At 68.0% G+C, this 17,569-nt stretch carries 16 protein-coding genes; 5 read left to right on the top strand and 11 right to left on the bottom strand.

The features are described from left to right. Nucleotides 1–80 precede the first annotated feature (80 nt). A complete protein-coding gene (gene ggt / locus J5T34_RS16160) occupies nucleotides 81–1,709 on the top strand; it encodes a gamma-glutamyltransferase (protein WP_208580720.1) in 1,629 nt (542 codons plus the stop codon). A gap of 37 nt (nucleotides 1,710–1,746) precedes the next feature. On the opposite strand, the gene J5T34_RS16165 is transcribed toward ggt, so the two are convergent. Genes J5T34_RS16165 through J5T34_RS16175 form a run of 3 tightly spaced genes read right to left on the bottom strand, consistent with a single transcriptional unit; the run spans nucleotide 1,747 to nucleotide 3,882 of the window. Further along, nucleotides 1,747–1,947 carry a hypothetical protein gene (locus J5T34_RS16165; protein ID WP_208580722.1) on the bottom strand — a complete coding sequence of 67 codons (201 nt, stop codon included), beginning with the start codon at nucleotides 1,945–1,947 and terminating at the stop codon, nucleotides 1,747–1,749. Beyond that, complete coding sequence (locus J5T34_RS16170) at nucleotides 1,947–2,957, bottom strand: MFS transporter (RefSeq protein WP_208580724.1); 1,011 nt, start codon at nucleotides 2,955–2,957, stop codon at nucleotides 1,947–1,949. The genes J5T34_RS16165 and J5T34_RS16170 overlap by 1 nt, the downstream gene beginning before the upstream one ends. Nucleotides 2,958–2,985: 28 nt before the next feature. Then, nucleotides 2,986–3,882, bottom strand: a complete 897-nt coding sequence (locus J5T34_RS16175) for a DMT family transporter (RefSeq protein ID WP_208580726.1) — start codon at nucleotides 3,880–3,882, stop codon at nucleotides 2,986–2,988. A gap of 136 nt (nucleotides 3,883–4,018) precedes the next feature. Here J5T34_RS16175 and J5T34_RS16180 point away from each other — a divergent pair, with 136 nt between their 5' ends. Beyond that, nucleotides 4,019–5,485, top strand: a complete 1,467-nt coding sequence (locus J5T34_RS16180) for an MATE family efflux transporter (RefSeq protein WP_208580728.1) — start codon at nucleotides 4,019–4,021, stop codon at nucleotides 5,483–5,485. A 24-nt stretch (nucleotides 5,486–5,509) separates the two neighbouring features. On the opposite strand, the gene J5T34_RS16185 is transcribed toward J5T34_RS16180, so the two are convergent. From J5T34_RS16185 to J5T34_RS16210, 6 genes are all read right to left on the bottom strand, one after another. Further along, nucleotides 5,510–5,890 (bottom strand): cytochrome C oxidase subunit IV family protein, encoded by a 381-nt coding sequence (locus J5T34_RS16185; RefSeq protein WP_432207673.1) that lies wholly within the window; start codon nucleotides 5,888–5,890, stop codon nucleotides 5,510–5,512. Between the two features lie 8 nt (nucleotides 5,891–5,898). After that, on the bottom strand, nucleotides 5,899–6,624 hold the full coding sequence (locus tag J5T34_RS16190) for a heme-copper oxidase subunit III family protein (RefSeq protein WP_432207674.1): 726 nt from the start codon (nucleotides 6,622–6,624) through the stop codon (nucleotides 5,899–5,901). A gap of 39 nt (nucleotides 6,625–6,663) precedes the next feature. Next, on the bottom strand, nucleotides 6,664–7,317 hold the full coding sequence (locus J5T34_RS16195) for a cytochrome c oxidase subunit 3 (RefSeq protein ID WP_208580730.1): 654 nt from the start codon (nucleotides 7,315–7,317) through the stop codon (nucleotides 6,664–6,666). Then, complete coding sequence (ctaD, locus tag J5T34_RS16200; protein WP_208580732.1) at nucleotides 7,314–9,071, bottom strand: cytochrome c oxidase subunit I; 1,758 nt, start codon at nucleotides 9,069–9,071, stop codon at nucleotides 7,314–7,316. The genes J5T34_RS16195 and ctaD overlap by 4 nt, the downstream gene beginning before the upstream one ends. A 140-nt stretch (nucleotides 9,072–9,211) precedes the next feature. Further along, the gene (locus J5T34_RS16205; protein ID WP_208580734.1) at nucleotides 9,212–10,384 is read right to left on the bottom strand and encodes a c-type cytochrome; all 1,173 of its coding nucleotides are present in this window, start codon (nucleotides 10,382–10,384) and stop codon (nucleotides 9,212–9,214) included. A gap of 230 nt (nucleotides 10,385–10,614) precedes the next feature. Beyond that, nucleotides 10,615–11,118, bottom strand: a complete 504-nt coding sequence (locus J5T34_RS16210) for a hypothetical protein (RefSeq protein ID WP_208580736.1) — start codon at nucleotides 11,116–11,118, stop codon at nucleotides 10,615–10,617. A gap of 194 nt (nucleotides 11,119–11,312) precedes the next feature. Here J5T34_RS16210 and J5T34_RS16215 point away from each other — a divergent pair, with 194 nt between their 5' ends. Together J5T34_RS16215 and J5T34_RS16220 are read left to right on the top strand one after the other, a co-directional pair. Then, entirely contained in the window at nucleotides 11,313–11,495 is a 183-nt protein-coding gene (locus J5T34_RS16215) for a hypothetical protein (protein WP_006578697.1), read from the top strand. 87 nt (nucleotides 11,496–11,582) lie between these two features. Further along, on the top strand, nucleotides 11,583–11,771 hold the full coding sequence (locus J5T34_RS16220; RefSeq protein WP_208580738.1) for a hypothetical protein: 189 nt from the start codon (nucleotides 11,583–11,585) through the stop codon (nucleotides 11,769–11,771). A gap of 57 nt (nucleotides 11,772–11,828) precedes the next feature. On the opposite strand, the gene J5T34_RS16225 is transcribed toward J5T34_RS16220, so the two are convergent. Beyond that, nucleotides 11,829–12,014: a rubredoxin gene (locus J5T34_RS16225; protein ID WP_208580740.1), complete on the bottom strand. Its 186-nt coding sequence runs from the start codon at nucleotides 12,012–12,014 to the stop codon at nucleotides 11,829–11,831. Nucleotides 12,015–12,194: 180 nt separating this feature from the next. Between J5T34_RS16225 and J5T34_RS16230 the strand changes: the two genes are divergently transcribed. Continuing rightward, complete coding sequence (locus J5T34_RS16230) at nucleotides 12,195–13,475, top strand: cytochrome P450 (RefSeq protein ID WP_244258986.1); 1,281 nt, start codon at nucleotides 12,195–12,197, stop codon at nucleotides 13,473–13,475. Here the strand turns inward: J5T34_RS16230 and J5T34_RS16235 are convergent. Further along, nucleotides 13,459–17,469, bottom strand: a complete 4,011-nt coding sequence (locus J5T34_RS16235) for a DUF748 domain-containing protein (RefSeq protein ID WP_208580742.1) — start codon at nucleotides 17,467–17,469, stop codon at nucleotides 13,459–13,461. The two genes, J5T34_RS16230 and J5T34_RS16235, sit on opposite strands and share 17 nt — an antisense overlap. Nucleotides 17,470–17,569: the final 100 nt, after the last annotated feature.

Here is a 17,569-nt window from a genome sequence, read left to right on the forward strand (position 1 = left end):
TCATCAACACGATCCCGCGCCGGGATGCGCCGTCGGCATCGCCGCGGGCGCGTCCCGGCGCCAACCTATCGAGACAAGCAATGACCCGTAGTGGAATGGTGTCCTGCCCGCAGCCGGAAGCGGCCGAGTCCGGCATCGAGATCCTGCGCGCGGGCGGCAATGCGGCCGATGCCGCGGTCGCCTGTGCCCTCGCGCAAACAGTGGTCGACCCGCTGATGTGCGGCATCGCGGGCTTCGGCACCGCCGCGGTCTATATGCCGGGCAACGGCGCCCATGAATACATCGACTTCCATGCCACCGCGCCGGCGGCCGCGCGGCCCGACATGTGGGCCGATCTGCTGGAAGGCGAAGCGCGCGACGGCTTCGGCTTCTTCATCAAGGACCGCCTCAACGACATCGGCTATCAATCGATCGCCACGCCGGGCACGCTGCGCGGCCTGGAGGCGCTCCACCGCGGCCACGGCAGACTGCCATGGAAAGAGGTGGTGCAGCCGGCGATCCAGTGGGCACGCGACGGCTACTTCGTCCGGCCCGGCATGTATTCCTTCTGGATCGACGAGGCGACGCTCGGCCGCGCCAGCAACCGCGAGCGCCTGGCCTTCAGCGAGAGCGGCCGGAAGCTGTATTGCCGCCCCGACGGTTCGCCCCATACGATCGGCACCCCGCTGAAGAACCGCGACTACGCCGACACGCTGGAACGAATCGCATCCGGCGGCGTCGATGCGTTCTATCTGGGCGAGATCGCCGAGCAGATCGTTGCCGATATGCGCGAGCACGGCGCGCTGCTGTCGCGCGAGGACCTGGCCGGCTACCAGGCCGTGCGCACCGCGCCGCTGGTCGGCGGCTACCGCGACCGCCGCGTCACCACCAATCGTCCGCCGGGCGGCGGCGCGATGCTGCTGCAGATGCTGGCGATCCTCGAGCAGTTCGATCTGCGCGCGCTGCGGCACAACAGCCCCGACTACATTCGCGTGGTTTGCGAAGCGATGAAGCAGGCGACCATCGACAAGGACCGCTTCATCGGCGACCCGGCCTTCGTCGACGTGCCGCTGGACCGGCTGCTGTCGCCGGACTACGCCCGCGAGGTCGCGCAGCGCATCCGCGAGGGCCAGCGGGCCGAAGTGCCGCGCGTCAATCCAGGCCACGCGGTGCCGCGCGACACCACGCATCTGTCGGTGGTCGACGGCGACGGCAACTGCGTCTCGCTGACGCACTCGCTGGCAATGCCGTCGGGGGTGATCACGCCGGGCCTGGGCTTCATCTACAACGGCTGCATGGGTGTATTCGACCCGCGCCCGGGACGCGCCGGCAGCATCGCGCCCGGCAAGCGCCGCTTCACCTCGTCGTGCCCGACCATCGTCTTCAAGGACGACAAGCCGGAGATCGTGCTCGGCGCCCCGGGCGGCACGCAGATCGCGATGGGCGTGCTGCAGAGCATCGTCAATGTGGTGGACTTCGACATGCCGATGCAGACCGCGGTGTCCGCGCCGCGTTTCTCGTCGACCAGCAACGCGATCGACGTCTGCAATCGCATTCCGCGCTATATCACGCGGGAGTTGCAGCAAAGCGGCTACGAGGTGATCCGCAACCCGTACAACTACACGATCGGCTGGGTGCATGCCGTGCGCATCGTGGACGGGCGGCTGGAAGGCGGTGCCGATCCCGGGCGCGACGGCGTGGCACTGGAGATCGAGGTGCCGGCGGCATAGCGGCCTCGCTTCCATTGGCCGCAGGGGCAGGCCATCCTCAGAGGTTGGCCTGCTCCTGTTCCGGCCTTCGTTGCGGGCGAACGCTGGCCTGCTTGTCGGGATAATGCGCGACCAGCGCATAGCTCGCCCAACAGAGCAGGCTCATCGACAAGGCCACCGCGCCGAGTTGGCCGCTCGGCAGGAACGGTGCCGTGGCCTGTGTCGCCAGGGCGCCGGCTGCCAGCAGCGCCAGCACCATCAGCGCCGACGCGCGGCCGAGTTGGGCGTGCGGTACGGACAGCGCCTCGCTGAACGCCGTCGGGCCGCGTATGCCCAGCACGGCGCAGAACGCGGCCCAGAACGCCAGCACCCACGGGAAGGAAAGACGGTCGGCCACCATGCCGCCAGCAGCGCGGTGCACATCAGCCCGTGCAGCAGCGCGCCCAACTGGATGGCGCGGCGCGGGCCCAGCCGGCCGCTGACCCGGCCTGCCTGGCTGGCGGCCACGATAAAGCCCGCCACGCCGCAGACCTGCGCCAGCGCAAAGCCGCTCTGGCCGGTGTTGGCGAGCCCGGGCAGCACCTGCGGCGCGCTCGCGACGAAGGCGATCAACGCGCCGAACGACAGCGCATGCGCGAGCGCCAACCCAACGAAATGCCAGTTGCGCAGCAGCGCGCGGTAGCCGACCCTTCCGCCCTCTTCCGTGGCGGGCAGCGCAGCCGGCGTGGCCCGCAGCGCGAATGGCGCGGACGCGAGCGCCATGACGCCGATGATGGCAAAGGTCGTGCGCCAATCCGCGATCAGCAGCAGCGCGGTACCCAAGACGGGCCCGGCAGCAGGGACGATCGCCTCGATCATCGCGATCGCGGCGATGCCACGCACGCCGTCCTGCTCGGGCAGCGTCGCCCGCACGACGGTCGGCACCACCACCGTCGCGGCGCCGGCCGCGATGCCCTGTACCAGGCGAAGGCCGAGCAACGTCGCCAGATCGGGCGCCAGCGCGCAGCCGAAGCTGGTCAGGATCAGGGCCAGCAGGCCGGTCTGCACGCAGCGCTTCGGGCCGATCCGGTGCAGCATCTCGCCCCAGACCAATTGCGACGCGGCCAGGCCGAGCAGGAAGATCGCGATGGTCAGCTGCCCTTGCGCCACCGTGATGCCGAGGTCCAGCTGCATCGTCGGCACGGCGGGCAGGTATAGATCCATGGTCAGCATGCTGGCCGCCGTGATGGTGGCCAGCGGAAGAATGGTACGAATCGATCCGTTGGACAAGCCGTCCTCCATGCGGATGGGTGGGTTGCTAAGCCGATCTGCGCATCACCAGATACAACCCTGCCGCCGCGATCGCCATCCCCGGCCATGCGGCCAGCGGGATGGTTTCGCCGAGCACGGCCCAGGCGATCAGTGCGGTCATCGGCGGCACCAGAAAGAACAGCGCCGATATGCGCGAGGCCTCGCCGTGGCGGACCATCGCGAGCAGCAGCGTCATCGCGACGATCGAATTGGCGAGCACCAGATAGGTCAGCGAGCCGAACAATGCCGGCGTCCATTGCACGCGCATCGGCTCGAGCCACCATGCCAGCGGCGCGGTCACGGCGAGGGCGACGGAGTACTGCACCAGATTGGCGGTCAGCGGATGGGTGTCCCGGCCGAAGCGCTTTTCCCATAGCGTGCCGGCTGTCATCACCAGCAAGGCCAGCAAGGCGAACATCAGCGCCAGCCGCGAGGACAGATCGATCGACGAGGTGGCGAGAATCACCATCGCGGCACCGTTGGCGCCAAGCAGCAGGCCGATCCAGCGCACCCGCCCAACGCGTTCGCCGGCAATGGCCGGCGCGAGCAGGCCGACCAGGATCGGCTGCTGCGAGGTAATCAAGGCCACCGTGCCCGAGGACAGCCCGTATTTCAGGCTCAGATAGGTGAACGAGAAATAGCCGGCCTGCATCAGCAGGCCGACCATCGCCAGATGTCCCCACGCGGCGGGCGTCGACGGCAAGGTCGGCCGCACCCACAGCCACGGCAGGATCAGCAGCGCCACCACGCAGGCGTAGCGCAGCGCCAGGAAGGTCAGGGGATCGGCGTAGGCCAGACCCAGCTTCAGGAAGACGAAGCCGCTGGACCACAGCAGCAGGAACAGCGCGGGCGCGGCCTTGAGCCATGCGGGAGCGGCGCTTGCCGAGCTGATGCGCTGGGTCATGGGGAGCGGGGTGTCAGTGGGGGTCGGTCAATGTCGGTCTCTTGCCGACTACCGTTTCGGTCCAGCGGGAATACTATACGAACTCGCTATACGAACTCGCTCAGCGCTCCGTCCCCTTCGGCTACCACCAACAACAATGAAGCCCGACGCCAGACTCGTGACCGGCCCGATCGGCCGCACCCTGTTCCTGTTCTCGCTGCCCGTGCTGGGCAGCAACATCCTGCAATCGCTCAATGCCTCGATCAATTCGATCTGGGTCGGCCACTATCTCGGCGAGGCGGCGCTGACGGCGACCTCGAACGCCAATATCGTGCTGTTCTTCCTGCTCGGCGTGGTGTTCGGCATCAGCATGGCCAACACCATCATGATCGGGCAGGCCGTCGGCGCGCGCGACCTCGACGAGGCGCGCCGTGTGGTCGGCACCAGCACCACGTTCTTCGTGCTGCTGTCGGTCATCGCCGCGGCGCTCGGCTACCTGTTCACGCCCGACATCCTGAGCGCGATGGGCACGCCGCCGGATGCGCGGCCGCTGGCGATCCGCTATCTGCGGATCATCTTCCTCGCGCTGCCCTTCATGTACTTCTACAACTTCGTGATGATGACGCTGCGGGGAGCAGGCGACTCGCGCACGCCGTTCTACTTCATGCTGCTGTCGGTGGTGCTCGACGTCGCGCTGAACCCGCTGCTGATCTTCGGACTGGGGCCGATCCCGCGCATGGACATCGCCGGCTCGGCGCTGGCGACGCTGATTGCGCAGCTGGTCAGCCTGGCCGCAATGATGTGGCTGCTCTATCGCCGCAAGCATTTCCTGACGCTGCATCGCGGCCAGTTGCGCTACCTGCGGCCCGACCTCGGCATCCTGCGCTCGCTGGTCGCCAAGGGGCTGCCGATGGGCCTCCAGATGGTGGTGATCTCGTCGTCGGCGATCGTGATGATGGCGCTGGTCAACCAGTACGGCTCGCAGACCGCGGCGGCGTATGGCGTGGCCTCGCAGCTATGGACCTACGTCCAGATGCCGGCGCTGGCCGTGGGCGCCAGCGTCTCGTCGATGGTCGCGCAGAACGTCGGCGCAGGCCGCTGGGATCGGGTTTCGCGCATCACCGGCATGGGCCTGGCGTTCAATCTGGCGATGACCGGCGCGCTGGTCGGACTGGTCTATCTGTTCAACCGGCATTCGCTGGGGCTGTTCCTGCCGGACGACGGGGGCGCGATCGAGATCGCGCAGCACATCAACGCGATCGTGCTGTGGTCGTTCATCCTGTTCGGCTTCACCATCGTGCTGTTCGGCACGGTTCGCGCGACCGGCGCGGTGATAGCGCCGCTGGCAGTGTTGTTCGTCTCGATGTGGGTGGTGCGCCTGCCGTTCGCCTGGTGGCTGGGCCGCACGATGGGCGCGGACGCGGTGTGGTGGAGTTTCCCGCTGGGCTCGGTGGTGTCGATCACGCTGGCCGCCGCCTATTACCGCTTCGGCAACTGGCGCGCCAGCCAGATGCTGCCGGTCGCGCCAGCTGCCGGCGAGGTGGTCGGCCAGGCGCCGGACACCAGCATGGGCACGCCGGCGGAGGACGCGTTGAAGCCAGCAGGGCAAGCGGAAACGGTTTGAGCGGGCGCGTGTGCCAATGCGCGGCTAGCGGAAGAACTCTCCCCGCAACAGATACGTGTAGTCGGCCTCCACCGCCATCAACCACACCAGCACCAGCAGGCAAAGCGGCGGCAGCAGGATCGCGTAGACCAGCGCCAGCCGCTCCCATGCCATGTGCATGAACACGGCGACGATCAGACCGGCCTTGGCCATCATGAAGATCAGGATCAGCGTCCAGCGCAGCGCGCCCTCGAGATGGAAGTAGTCGACCGCGTACGACATGGCCGACAGCACGAACAGCAGTCCCCATATCTTCAGATAGAGGCCGATCGGATGGGCCTGGCCGGTGGCGCCGTGCCCCTGGTCGGCGGCCGGCGCGCTGCCGTGCGGCGGCATCGGCGAATCGTGCAGGATGGGCTCGGACATGGCGGACCTCACCACAGGTAGAAGAAAGCGAAGATGAACACCCAGACCAGGTCGACGAAGTGCCAGTACAGGCCCGCGATCTCGACGATCTGGTAGTTGCCGGTGCGCTCGTAGCGGCCGCGCAGCACGCGCGTCGCCACGACCAGCAGATAGATCACGCCGCACGACACGTGCAGACCGTGGAAGCCGGTGATCATGAAGAACGACGAACCGAACTGCGCCGCGCCCATCGGATTGCCCCAGGGACGCACGCCTTCTTCGATCAGCTTGGTCCATTCGAACGCCTGCATGCCGACGAAGGTCGCACCCAGCGCGGCGGTGCCGAACATCAGCATCGCGCAGCGGGCACGGTCGCGCCGATAGGCGAAATTGACGGCCATCGCCATGGTGCCGCTGCTGGTGATCAGCACGAACGTCATGATCGCGATCAGGATCAGCGGGATCGATTCGCCGGCGATGGTCAGCGCGAACACCTCGCTGGGATTGGGCCACGGCACCGTGGTCGTCATCCGCACCGTCATGTAGCTGATCAGGAAGCAGCTGAAGACGAAGGTGTCGGACAACAGGAAGATCCACATCATGGCCTTGCCCCACGACACCTGGAAGGCATGCCGGTCCGAACCCCAGTCGGCCAGCATGCCGCGCCAGCCGCCGTGCACGGAGGCCGCGGTGTGGGCCGCCGTCTGAGCCACGGAATCGGCCACGCGATCGCCGGGATGCAGTTCGGTCGCCATATTGCCTCCTTCGCTTGCCTGCCCGCGCGGACCTTGCGGTCAGTCGGTGCCGCAGATGTAGCGCACGATTTCCGGGGTCAGCCAGCCGAGCGCGGCCAGCAGGACCAGCCATACCGCCAGCATGAAGTGCCAGTAGCGCGCCAGCAGCCGCACGCGCAACGCGGCACCGGGCCGCGCGGAGCCGCGGATGCCTTGCCACGCGGCGATCCACGCCACCAGGCCCCCGACCATATGCAGACCGTGCATCCCGGTCAGCATGTAGAAGAAGCTGCCGGCAGGATTATTGGCCGGCAGGATGTCGGCCGCGCCCAGCGCCTGCCAGGCCCACAGCTGGCTGGCGACGAAGCCCAGCGCGCCGATGCCGCCCAACGCCAGGGCGCGCCCGGCCTCCTCCGGCTCGCCGGCCTGCGCGGCACGCGAGGCGCGCCACATCGCCACGCTGCCGGCAATCAGCAGCCCGGTGGACAGCCACACCTGCCACGGCAGCGCGATCCGATGCCAGTCGATCGAGTCCATGCGCAGCCCGAAGGCGACGATGAACAGCGAGAACAGCGACGTGACCACACCCATGAAGACCCACAACGCGACGCTGGCCGGCGTCGAGCCTGCAGCATGCTGACGCATCGCGTCGCCGCCGCGCGGGGCCGGACCGTCGTCGCCGCGCGTGACTCGATACAGTGCTCCGGTATTCATGCGACGGCTCCCTGGCTGGCGTGCGGTTCGGGTTCGGCGCCGCCCGCTTCGGGCGGCGCGTTCTGCGCGATGAAGTCCTCGCGCGCGCCGGGCACGCTGTACGCGTAGGCCCAGCGATACACCACGGGCAGATGCGGTCCCCAGTTGCCGTGTTCCGGCGGCGTATGGGGCGTCTGCCATTCGAGCGAAGCGGCGCGCCACGGATTGGCGCCGGCCGGCTCGCCGCGGCGCGCACTCCAGATCAGGTTGAAGACGAACAGCAGCTGCGCGGCGGCGACGACAAAGGCCGCCACCGAGATATAGGCGTTCAGCACATGCGCCGATTCGGGGATGAACGCGTAGTTCTCGAAGGCGTAGTAGCGGCGCGGCATGCCCAGGATGCCGAGATAGTGCATCGGGAAGAAGATCGCGTAGGTACCGACGAAGGTGACCCAGAAGTGCACGCGGCCCAGCGTGTCGTTCAGCATGCGCCCGGTGACCTTCGGATACCAGTGATAGAGACCGCCGAACACCACCAGGATCGGCGACACGCCCATCACCATATGGAAGTGCGCGACCACGAAGTAGGTGTTCGACAGCGGGATGTCGACGCTGACGTTGCCGAGGAACAGCCCCGTCAGCCCGCCGATCAGGAAGGTACTGATGAAGCCGATCGCAAACAGCATCGGCACCGAGAAATGGATGTCGCCGCGCCACAGCGTCAGCACCCAGTTGTAGACCTTGATCGCGGTCGGAATCGCGATGATCAGCGTGGTGGTGGCGAAGAAGAAGCCGAAGTACGGATTCATGCCGCTGACGAACATATGGTGGGCCCACACCACTACCGACAGCACGCCGATCGCCAGGATCGCCCACACCATGGTGCGATAGCCGAAGATGCTCTTGCGCGCATGCACGCTGATCAGGTCCGAGACGATGCCGAAGGCCGGCAGCGCGACGATATAGACCTCGGGATGGCCGAAGAACCAGAACAGGTGCTGGAACAGCAGCGGACTGCCGCCCTTGTAGTCGAGCTGCTGCCCCATCGACACCATCGACGGCATGAAGAAGCTGGTACCGATGGTCTTGTCGAGCAGCATCATCACGCCGGAGACGAACAGCGCCGGAAAGGCCAGCAGCGCGAGGATCGTCGCCATGAAGATACCCCAGACCGCCAGCGGCATCCGCATCAGCGTCATCCCCTCGGTGCGCGCCTGCAGCACCGTGGTCACGTAGTTCAGGCCGCCCATGGTCGCCGCGACGATGAAGATCAGCAGCGACACCAGCATCAGGATGATGCCCCAGTCGTATCCTGGCGTGCCGGGCAGGATCGCCTGCGGCGGATACAGCGTCCAGCCCGCGCCGGTCGGTCCGCCCGGCACGAAGAAGCTGGCCAGCAGCACGATCACCGACAGCAGGTAGACCCAGAAGCTCAGCATGTTGAGGAAGGGGAAAACCATGTCGCGCGCGCCGACCATCAGCGGGATCAGGTAGTTGCCGAAGCCGCCGAGAAACAGCGCGGTCAGCAGATAGATCACCATGATCATGCCGTGCATGGTGACGTACTGGTAGTAGGCGTTGGCGTCGATGAATTCGAAGCGGCCCGGAAAGCCGAGCTGCATCCGCATCAGGTTCGACAGCACGACGCCGACCAGCCCGACCACGATGGCGACGATCGTGTACTGCACCGCAATCACCTTGTGGTCCTGGCTCCAGACATAACGCGTCCAGAAGCTGGTGGGCCCGTGGTGGACGGCATCGTCGGCGTAGGCCATGGTGATCTCTCCTGCGGTCGGTGACCTGTCGTGGCAGGCCGCGTCCGGCTCCGGACGCGTCGCTGCCCTCTGTACTCGTGCGCTGCGTTGCGCTTGTCGTCGCGCCTGTCGTCGCGCCTGTCGTCGCGCCTGTCGTCGCGCTACTTGCCCGCGGCCTCGCGCGGCGGCCCGGCATTGGCGCGAATGAAGGCAATCAGCGCATTGACCTCGTCGTCGCTGAGCGGCATCTTCGGCATGATCGGCGCAAAGCCCTTGACCACGCGCTGCTGCGGCTCGCGGATCTCGGTACGCAGATAGTCGTCGTCGACCTTGGCGCTGCTGCCGTCGGCGAAGGTCGACGTATGCCCGTACAGGCCTTTCCACGTCGGGCCGACGCTGGGCGAGCCGTCCACGCTGTGGCAGGCGACGCAGCCCTTGCTCTGCGCCAGCGCCCTGCCCTGTTCGGCGAGATCGGCCGCGGCCGGGCCGGGACCGCGCGTGCCGAGCGGCTGGGCCGGTACCGTGGCTGCGGCGGCCGGCTGTCCGGCGCGCATCGCGACGAAGGTCTGCTGCTTCTGCAGCCAGGCGGTAAAGGCGGCGGGCTCGTCGACCACCACCTTGCCGCGCATGTTGTGATGGCCGACGCCGCACAGCTGCGCGCACAGCACGTCGAAGGTGCCGGCGCGTGTCGGCGTGAGCCAGAACGAGGTGACCATGCCGGGCACCATGTTCATGCGCGCGCGGAATTCCGGCACGTAGAAGTCGTGCAGCACGTCCTTGGAGCGCGCCAGGATCTTGACGGGCCGGCCCAGCGGCAGATGCAGTTCGGGGCCGGCGACGACGATGTCGTCCTGTCCGTTGGGATCGTCGGGATTGAGTCCGAGCGGATTGCCGGGGCCGACAAAGCGCGGATCGCTGGTGCCGAATTGCGTGTCGGGCCCGGGAAAGCGAAAGCCCCACGACCACTGTTGCCCGACCACTTCGACGAGCATCGCATCGCGCGGCGGGCGCACATAGTCGGCGTAGACGAACAGGCCCGGCGCCAGCAGCGCCATGATGCCCAGCGTCGTGCCGCCGATCAGCCAGAGTTCGAGCTTGTGATTGACGGGCTCATAGGCCGCGCGGCTGCCCTCGCGATGGCGATAGCGCCATAGCATGTAGCCGACGAACAGATTGATGCCGATGAAGAAGGCGCCGGTGATGACGATCGTGATGGTCAGCGTGTCGTCCATCTGCTTCCAGTTGGACGCGAGCGGCGTCGCCCACCACGGGCTCAGGAAGTGGAAGAGCACCGAAGCGACAACCATGACCACGAGTGCGATGGCGAGCGCCATATCGACCCCTCCTTCTGTGCCGCCGGCACGAGGGCTGCCCAAGTCACGCAGGTAGGATAAGACTAGTGCATCCGATCCCGTCGATTCAAGGCGATGGTCCGAGCCGCCTGTGACGCGACGCACAAGCGCATGCGGGCGCATGGCGGTGCGCATGAAAAACGGCGGGCGGGACCAAACCCCGACCGCCGTGCATTCGCCGTCGCGCCTCAGTGCCTCGGTGCGTCAGTGCGTCAGTGCGTGACGTCCTTGCTCTCCAGCTTCCAGTACGCGGCGGCCGCGCACATGCCGAACACGATGTTGCCGAACAGCGTGTGCCAGCCGCGCGCATCGGCAAACCACGGGAAGAAGCGCGTCATGCCATAGAAGTTGATCAGGTAGATCACCAGGCCGAACACTGCGCCGACCAGCAGCGCCATGCCGAGGCTGGAATCGAGCTGGAACGGCGCCATGATCGCTGCCAGGATCATGCCGAGCACGGCGCCCAGCACGAAGTGGATCACCAGTGCGGCGGTAACCGTGGCCAGGCTGAACATGCCGCTTTGCAGCACGTCGGGCCCCATGACGATGGCCGCGATCATGCGCGTGGTGGGCCACGGGTTGGTGCCGGCGATCATGGTCGACCAGAACAGCTCGAGCACCAGCAGCAATGCGCCGGCAGCCAGGCCGGACACCGCGGCCGCGCTCCAGTCAGGCACGCGGCGCACGTAGTGGTGCGAATGCATGTGAAGTTCCATTGCCACCTCCGTCTGCTGTGACGAGACCGAGTCCCGTTCATTTGCACAGCATAGGACACGCGGCGGGGATCGGCGCGACCGCACGCGTGCCTCGGGTCAACCCCGAGCGGTAAAGACCTTGGATAGTGCGCCCCGCTGCCTATACTGCAGGCATAACAGCAATTACCCACAGAGAGAGAGGAAAGGAGACCGCCATGCCGACCCTGGACATGCACGACCTCGTGTTCCTGATTCCGATGGCGCTGGTTGGGATTATCGTGATGGGCATGGTGCCCGTTGCAGCGCGGCCACTGCAGATCAGTTGCCGCACGCTCGGCGCGATCGCCGGCGCGCTGCTGGGACTGGCCGTACTCGAAGCGATCCCGTTACTGATCTAGCGGACCAGCTGGCCACGAGCCCGAGCCGGTCCGCAGCCGACTCGGTACTTGCCGGTGCGATGCAACGCGACCGGCGGGGAGGCCGACATGTCCCTGTTCTGGATCGCCATCCTGCTCGCCGCGGCGCTGACCCTGACCGTCGCCCGCGCGCTGTGGCGCAGCATGCGGCCCGCGCGGATGCGCTGGCGCCGCTGCCGGCAGATGCGGCGGCGCGGCGTGCCGATGCCGCGCCACCGGCCGCATGGCGAGCTGCACAATCGCCTGCACCACGGATAGCGAAGCGCCTTGCGGCGCATCATCGGCAGCGCGCGCGTCGACGGCCGACGCGCCGCGTCAGATCTCGATCATCGCGAAGTCGGCCTTCGCCACATCGCATTCCGGGCAGCGCCAATCCTCGGGAATGGCTTCCCAACGGGTGCCGGGCGCGATGCCGTCTTCCGGCCAGCCCTGCTCCTCGTCATAGACCCAACCGCAAATCAGACACACCCAGGTCTTGTAGGCGACGGCTTCCTGCTGCAAAACAAACTCCTTTATTCAATCCGGAGCGAATCATACGTGTTTTTGCTGCGGCGCCACGAAGGCGCTCTCGCACGGATGCGGCGCGAAGGCGGCTTCGCCGGTCCGCGTGGGGCCGGCGCGGCCCGCTGGCATGCAGGTTGCAGCAGATCGGCGACTACGCTTCCGATCCGAGCACCGCCGATGCCCGCCATTCCACGCGACGCGCCCGGGGACCATAGCCTGGCATTGCTTGCCGACCCCTATCGCTTCATCGCCAAACGTTGCCGCGCCCTGCAAACCGATGTCTTCGAAAGCCGGCTGCTGTTGCGCCGGACTCTGTGCATGACCGGCCCCGAGGCGGCCGCGCTGTTCTACGATCCCAGGCGGTTCCAGCGTGGCGGTGCCGCACCCGAGCCGCTGCGCGCGACGCTGTTCGGCAAGGGCGGCGTGCAGACGCTCGACGGCGATGCCCACCGGATGCGCAAGGCCCTGTTCATGCACGCGACCGCGCCCGAGCGGATTGCGCCGTTGTGCGACGCGGTCGCGCAGCAATGGCTGCTATCCGCCCGGTCATGGTCCGATGGTCAGCCGGTGGCGCTGTACGACGCGCTGCATCCGCTGCTGACCCGCGCGGTGTGCAGCTGGGCCAGCGTGCCGTTGCGCGAGCATGAGGTCGCGCCCCGCTGCCAGCAGTTGACCGCGCTGTTCGATCAGGCGGCCGCACCGGGGCTCGGGCATTTCCGCTCGCGGCGCGCGCGCGACCGCGTCGAGGCGTGGCTGTCGCGGCTGATCGACGAGGCCCGCGCCGGCCAGATCGAGATTCTCGAACACACGCCGATGCACACGGTGGCCTGGCACCACGATGCGGACGGCCAGCTGATGCCGCCGCGCATCGCCGCCGTGGAACTGGCGAACCTGCTGCGCCCGACCGTGGCGGTGTCCGTTTTCATCGTGTTCGTCGCGCACGCGCTGCACCTGCATCCGGCATGCCGCGAGCGCCTGCAGCAAGGCGATCCGGCCTATCTCGACGCCTTCGTGCAGGAGGTGCGCCGCTGGTATCCGTTCTTTCCGGCAGTGGTGGCGCGCGTGCGGGAGGATTTCGAATGGAAGGGCTATCGCTTTGCGCGCGGCCGGCGCGTGATGCTCGACGTGTACGGCACCAATCGCGATCCGCGCAGCTGGGACGACCCCGAGGCATTCGCGCCCGAACGCTTCCTCTCGCGCGCGCCGGCACCGTTCGACTTCATCCCGCAGGGCGGCGCGCAGGCCGCCGATCATCATCGCTGTCCCGGCGAGGGCATCACCGTGGCGCTGATGAAGCAGGCGGTGCAGTTCCTGCTGCGCGGGCTGCGCTACACCGTGCCGCAGCAGGACCTGACACTGGACTTCGCTCGCCTGCCGGCGCTGCCGCGCGACCGCATGGTGATTCGCGACGTGCGGCTGGTGCACCGGCGATCCGGCGCTACTACTGCCGGATCGTGAAGTCGACGCGGTTCGGCGAGCCCTTGTCCTTGATGCCTTCGGTATCGAGCTTCGGCGCCGTCAGGAACAGGCGCGCTTCGGGCACCTTGCCCTCGCGTTCGAGCGCCTGCTTGACCGTCAGCGCGCGACGCTCGGCCAGTTGCCGCAGACCGCCGTCGGTGACCGGCGCGTTCTGCAGCAGCAGCGCCTCCATCTCGGCGGTGGGCAGCGACTTCGCCATGCCGATCAGATTGCGCGGCTTCTTGATCGACGAGCGCTTGTAGACCGCCTCGAGGTACTTCGGATATTCCTGCGGGCTGACCGTCACCTTGGCGCCCTGCTCGTCGTCCTCGTCGTCGGCCGCACGCTGCTCGCGCGCGGACTGCCGCAGCTCGCGCACCTTCTGCTCGGCGACCTGCTCGTCCAGCCACGCCCGGCGCGCGCCCGCGGCGTCGGTGGCCGGATCGATGCGGCCGGTGATCTCCAGACGCAGCCCCGGCCGATCGTTCAGGGCCTTGCCCAGCGTCTCGACCTTCTTGCGGCCTGCCTCGGTCAGATTGGCCGAACCCGGCGCGAACTCGACGTAGCCCAGTTCGTCGCCGCCGCCGAAGGCCGAGGCGATCAGCGAGAACGGCGAGGTGATGGCCTTGGTCAGCAGATTGACGATCACGCGCATGATCACGCCGCCGATGCTGAACTCGGGGTCCGACAGCGAGCCCGATACCGGCAGGTTGACGTCGATCACGCCATTGCGGTCCTTCAGCAGCGAGACCGCCAGCAGCACCGGCAGCTTGGTCGCGGTGGGGCTGTCGACCTTGTCGCCGAACGTCAGCTGATCCAGGAACAGATGGTTGCTTGCGTTCAGATGGCCGTTCTCGATCTTGTAGGCCACGTCGACCGTCATCTTGCCCTTGGTGATCGGATAGCCGGCGTACTTGGTCGCATACGGTGTCAGCCGCGTCAGCTCGACGCCCGCCGCCTTGGCCGCGATATCGAGATAGAGCTGCTCGCCGAGCGGGTTCAGCTTGCCGCTGATCGTCACGGGGGCATCGTCGTCGAGCCGGCCCTCGAGCACCAGGTCCGCCGGCGTCGGATCGCCGGTCGACACCTTCGAGATCGATCCGTGCATGCCGGTCAGGTTGGCCGTGTAGTTCGGCTTGACGAAGAAGTCCGAGAAGTTGATGTTGCCCTTGTCGATCTTGACGCCGCCGATGCGGATCTGCGGACCGGCCGCGGTGCCCTTGGCCGAAGCGGCCGCCGGCGCGGAGGCGCTGGCGGCGACCGTCGCGGAAGCCGACTGTGCCTGCGGTGCGCTGGCCGGCGCCGGCGCGGTATTGGCCTGCGTCAGGCTGGTGGTCGGTGCCGGCTGGCCCTGCTGCGCGCCGCCCGAGACCACGTCCTGCAGATTCAGCCCGCCGTTCGCGTTCAGGATCACGCGCGCATAGAAGTCGTTCAGCGCGATCTGGCCCAGCGCCAGCCGCAACGGCCCCTTGCTGTCGTCCATGTGGAAGTCGATGCCGCTGAGCCCCAGCGAGCGCCAGCGGATGAAGTCCTCGCCGTTGAGGCGGTCGACCGTGCGCACATTGCTCAGCTGCGCGGTGCCGGCGAAGGTCGCGGCCAGCGGCTTGCCGCTCGGCACCGAGACAGCGAGCTTGCCGTTGACGGTGGCGTTGCCCGCGCGCAGCGCGGCGTTGAAGCGGTCGGCGAGATATGGCTGGAACGGCGTCAGATCCAGCTGTTTCGCATCGACGCGCATCTGCAGCGCCGGCAGCGTCGGCTGCACGGTGCCGTCCAGCGACAGTACGCCGCGACGGCCGGATTCGGCCTTGACCTTCAGCGCAATCGGCGCGGCGGCCAGCGGCCAGCGCACGGCGCCGGTCTTGACGTCGATGCCGCGCAGCTGGTGCACCACCGGGCGGTTGCCGTTGGCCGCCGCGGGCTGATAGTCGGTCAGCCGCAGCTTGCCGCCGTCGATTGCAACACTGCCGACCTCGACCTGCCACGGCCTGGCGGGAGCCGCTGTCGCGGCGTTGGGGCGCGGCGCGGGCTGCGCGCGTTTCGCGCTGGCGGCGCGCGACTGCGCCACCCAGATGCGCGAGGACTCGACCAGTTCGCCGCGATGGTCGCGCACCGCGGCAATCTGCGGGTTGGCGATGCCGACCTGCCCCACCTTCAGCGACTGCGCGGCCAGATCGAAGCTCAGGCCGTCGAGCGTCAGCTTGTCGGCGGTCAGCAGCGGCAGCTTGTCGCCGACCAGATCGCCGCGCTGACGGGCGCGTTGCTCGCGACGCTTGGCGGCGGTCTCGTCGGACGGTGCCGCGGCAACGCGCGGCGCCGCGGCCGGGTCGCGCAAGGCCACATGGACGCCGCTCATGGCCACGCGCGAATTCTCCAGCGACAGCGCAAACACGGGGGCGGCCCACGACATCCGGTAATTCAGTTCGGCGTCGAGCGCGGATTGTCCCAACTGGATCCGCAGTTCGGCCGGGAACCAGGCGGCGAAAGTCTGCGGCTGCAGGCCATTGGTTCGCAGCGTGCCGGCCAGCGTGCCGTCACGCAGCGACAGCGCGCCCTGATGCGCGATGGTTTGCCCGGCGGCAACCGCGAGGGTGGCGTCGAGCCTGGCCGGCTTGTCGCTGTCGCCGGACAGGCCGTCGACCTGCACGTCGATCGGCCCCAGCGCCAGCGTGCCGGGGCCCGAGAAGGCCGCCTCGTCGCGCAGCGTCACGCGCGCCTGCTTCAGCGCGACGCGGTCGATGGTGTAGCGCCACGGCTTGGCGTCGCTGGGGGGCCGTGCCGCCTGTGCTGCAGCCGGGGCAGAGGCGGCCGGGGCGGAGGCGGAAGCGAGCGGGGCCGAAGCGGACGGGGTAGCCGATGCGGTTGCCGGGGCCGATGCGGCTGCCGCCGGGGCGGCCGAGGCCGCCGGTTTGGCCGCTGCCGCTGCCGTTGCCGCTGGCGTCGCCCGCGGCAGGAACGCCGTGGCCAGATCCAGCGTGCCATCGGCGCGCCGCAGCGCACGCACGTCGAGACCGTCCAGCGTCACGCCGCGCAGATGGATCAGATTGTCGGTCGGCGCCAGCCGCGCGATATCGACCGTCAGCTTGCCGGCCCGCAGCAGCGGCGTGCCGTCGCGCTTGCGGATATCGGCCTCGCGCAGAGACGCGGTGCCGGACACCTCGATCTGCTGCTGGTCCTGCTGCTGGCGAAAGCCCACCACCAGCCGCGTATCGAGCTTGCCCGCCTTGACTTCGGCATCGGTCAGCCGCGGCGCGAACGGCATGAAGCGGACCAGATCGAGGCCATCCAGATCGAGGTTCAGCTTCGCTTCGCGCGCATCGGCGAACGGCAGCATGGTGCCGCTGACCGCCAGCGGCGAGCCGTTGATATGGGCGCTGATGCTCGGCTGCGTGACGATATTGACGTCGTGCGGCAGGTTGGACAGGAACGGCAGCGTGACGGTCAGATGGTCGACCTTCTGGGTCTCGCCGAGCATCTTGTCTTCAAACCGCAGCGAGCTGCCGGTCAGCGCGATGTTGTTGATCGAGAAGCGGGCCGGTTCGCCGTCGTCCGGGCTCCTGGGCCTGGCGGCCAGGCGGTCGCGGATATCGTCGAAGCTGAGCCGGCCGTCGGCTTCGCGTACGACATGCACGGCGAGCCGGTCGATATGCACGGCGTCGACCACCGGCGCGAGCCGCCACAGCGAGGCGATCGACGCATCGATATCGGCCGAGCCCAGCGTCAGCATCGGCGTGGTGCCGTCCGGCTCGAAGATGGTGACGTCGCCGACTGTGGCGGCCAGCGAAAACGGCCGCACCTGCGCCTCGCCGATCGTCACCTTGCGCCCCAGCGCCTCGCTGGCCTGGCTCGCCGCCAGCGACCGGATCAGCGGCGGTCCGCCGAAGTAGCCGGCCAGACCGAAAATCGCCACTGCCGCGGCCACGCCCCCTGCCACGCGCAGGCCCGTACGCCGGCGCGGCGTCGCGGTGGCGGCCTGCATCGAAATCTTGAATGCCATGTCGTCCCGAAGAATTTGACCCCCACAACCGCACGCGCCTGGGGCGGTTTCCCCCTGCCGTCACCGCGGCCTTGTGCCCTCCCGATGCGCGTCCTTGGCT

The organism is Cupriavidus gilardii (genome assembly GCF_017598945.1).
Taxonomy (GTDB): domain Bacteria; phylum Pseudomonadota; class Gammaproteobacteria; order Burkholderiales; family Burkholderiaceae; genus Cupriavidus; species Cupriavidus gilardii_E.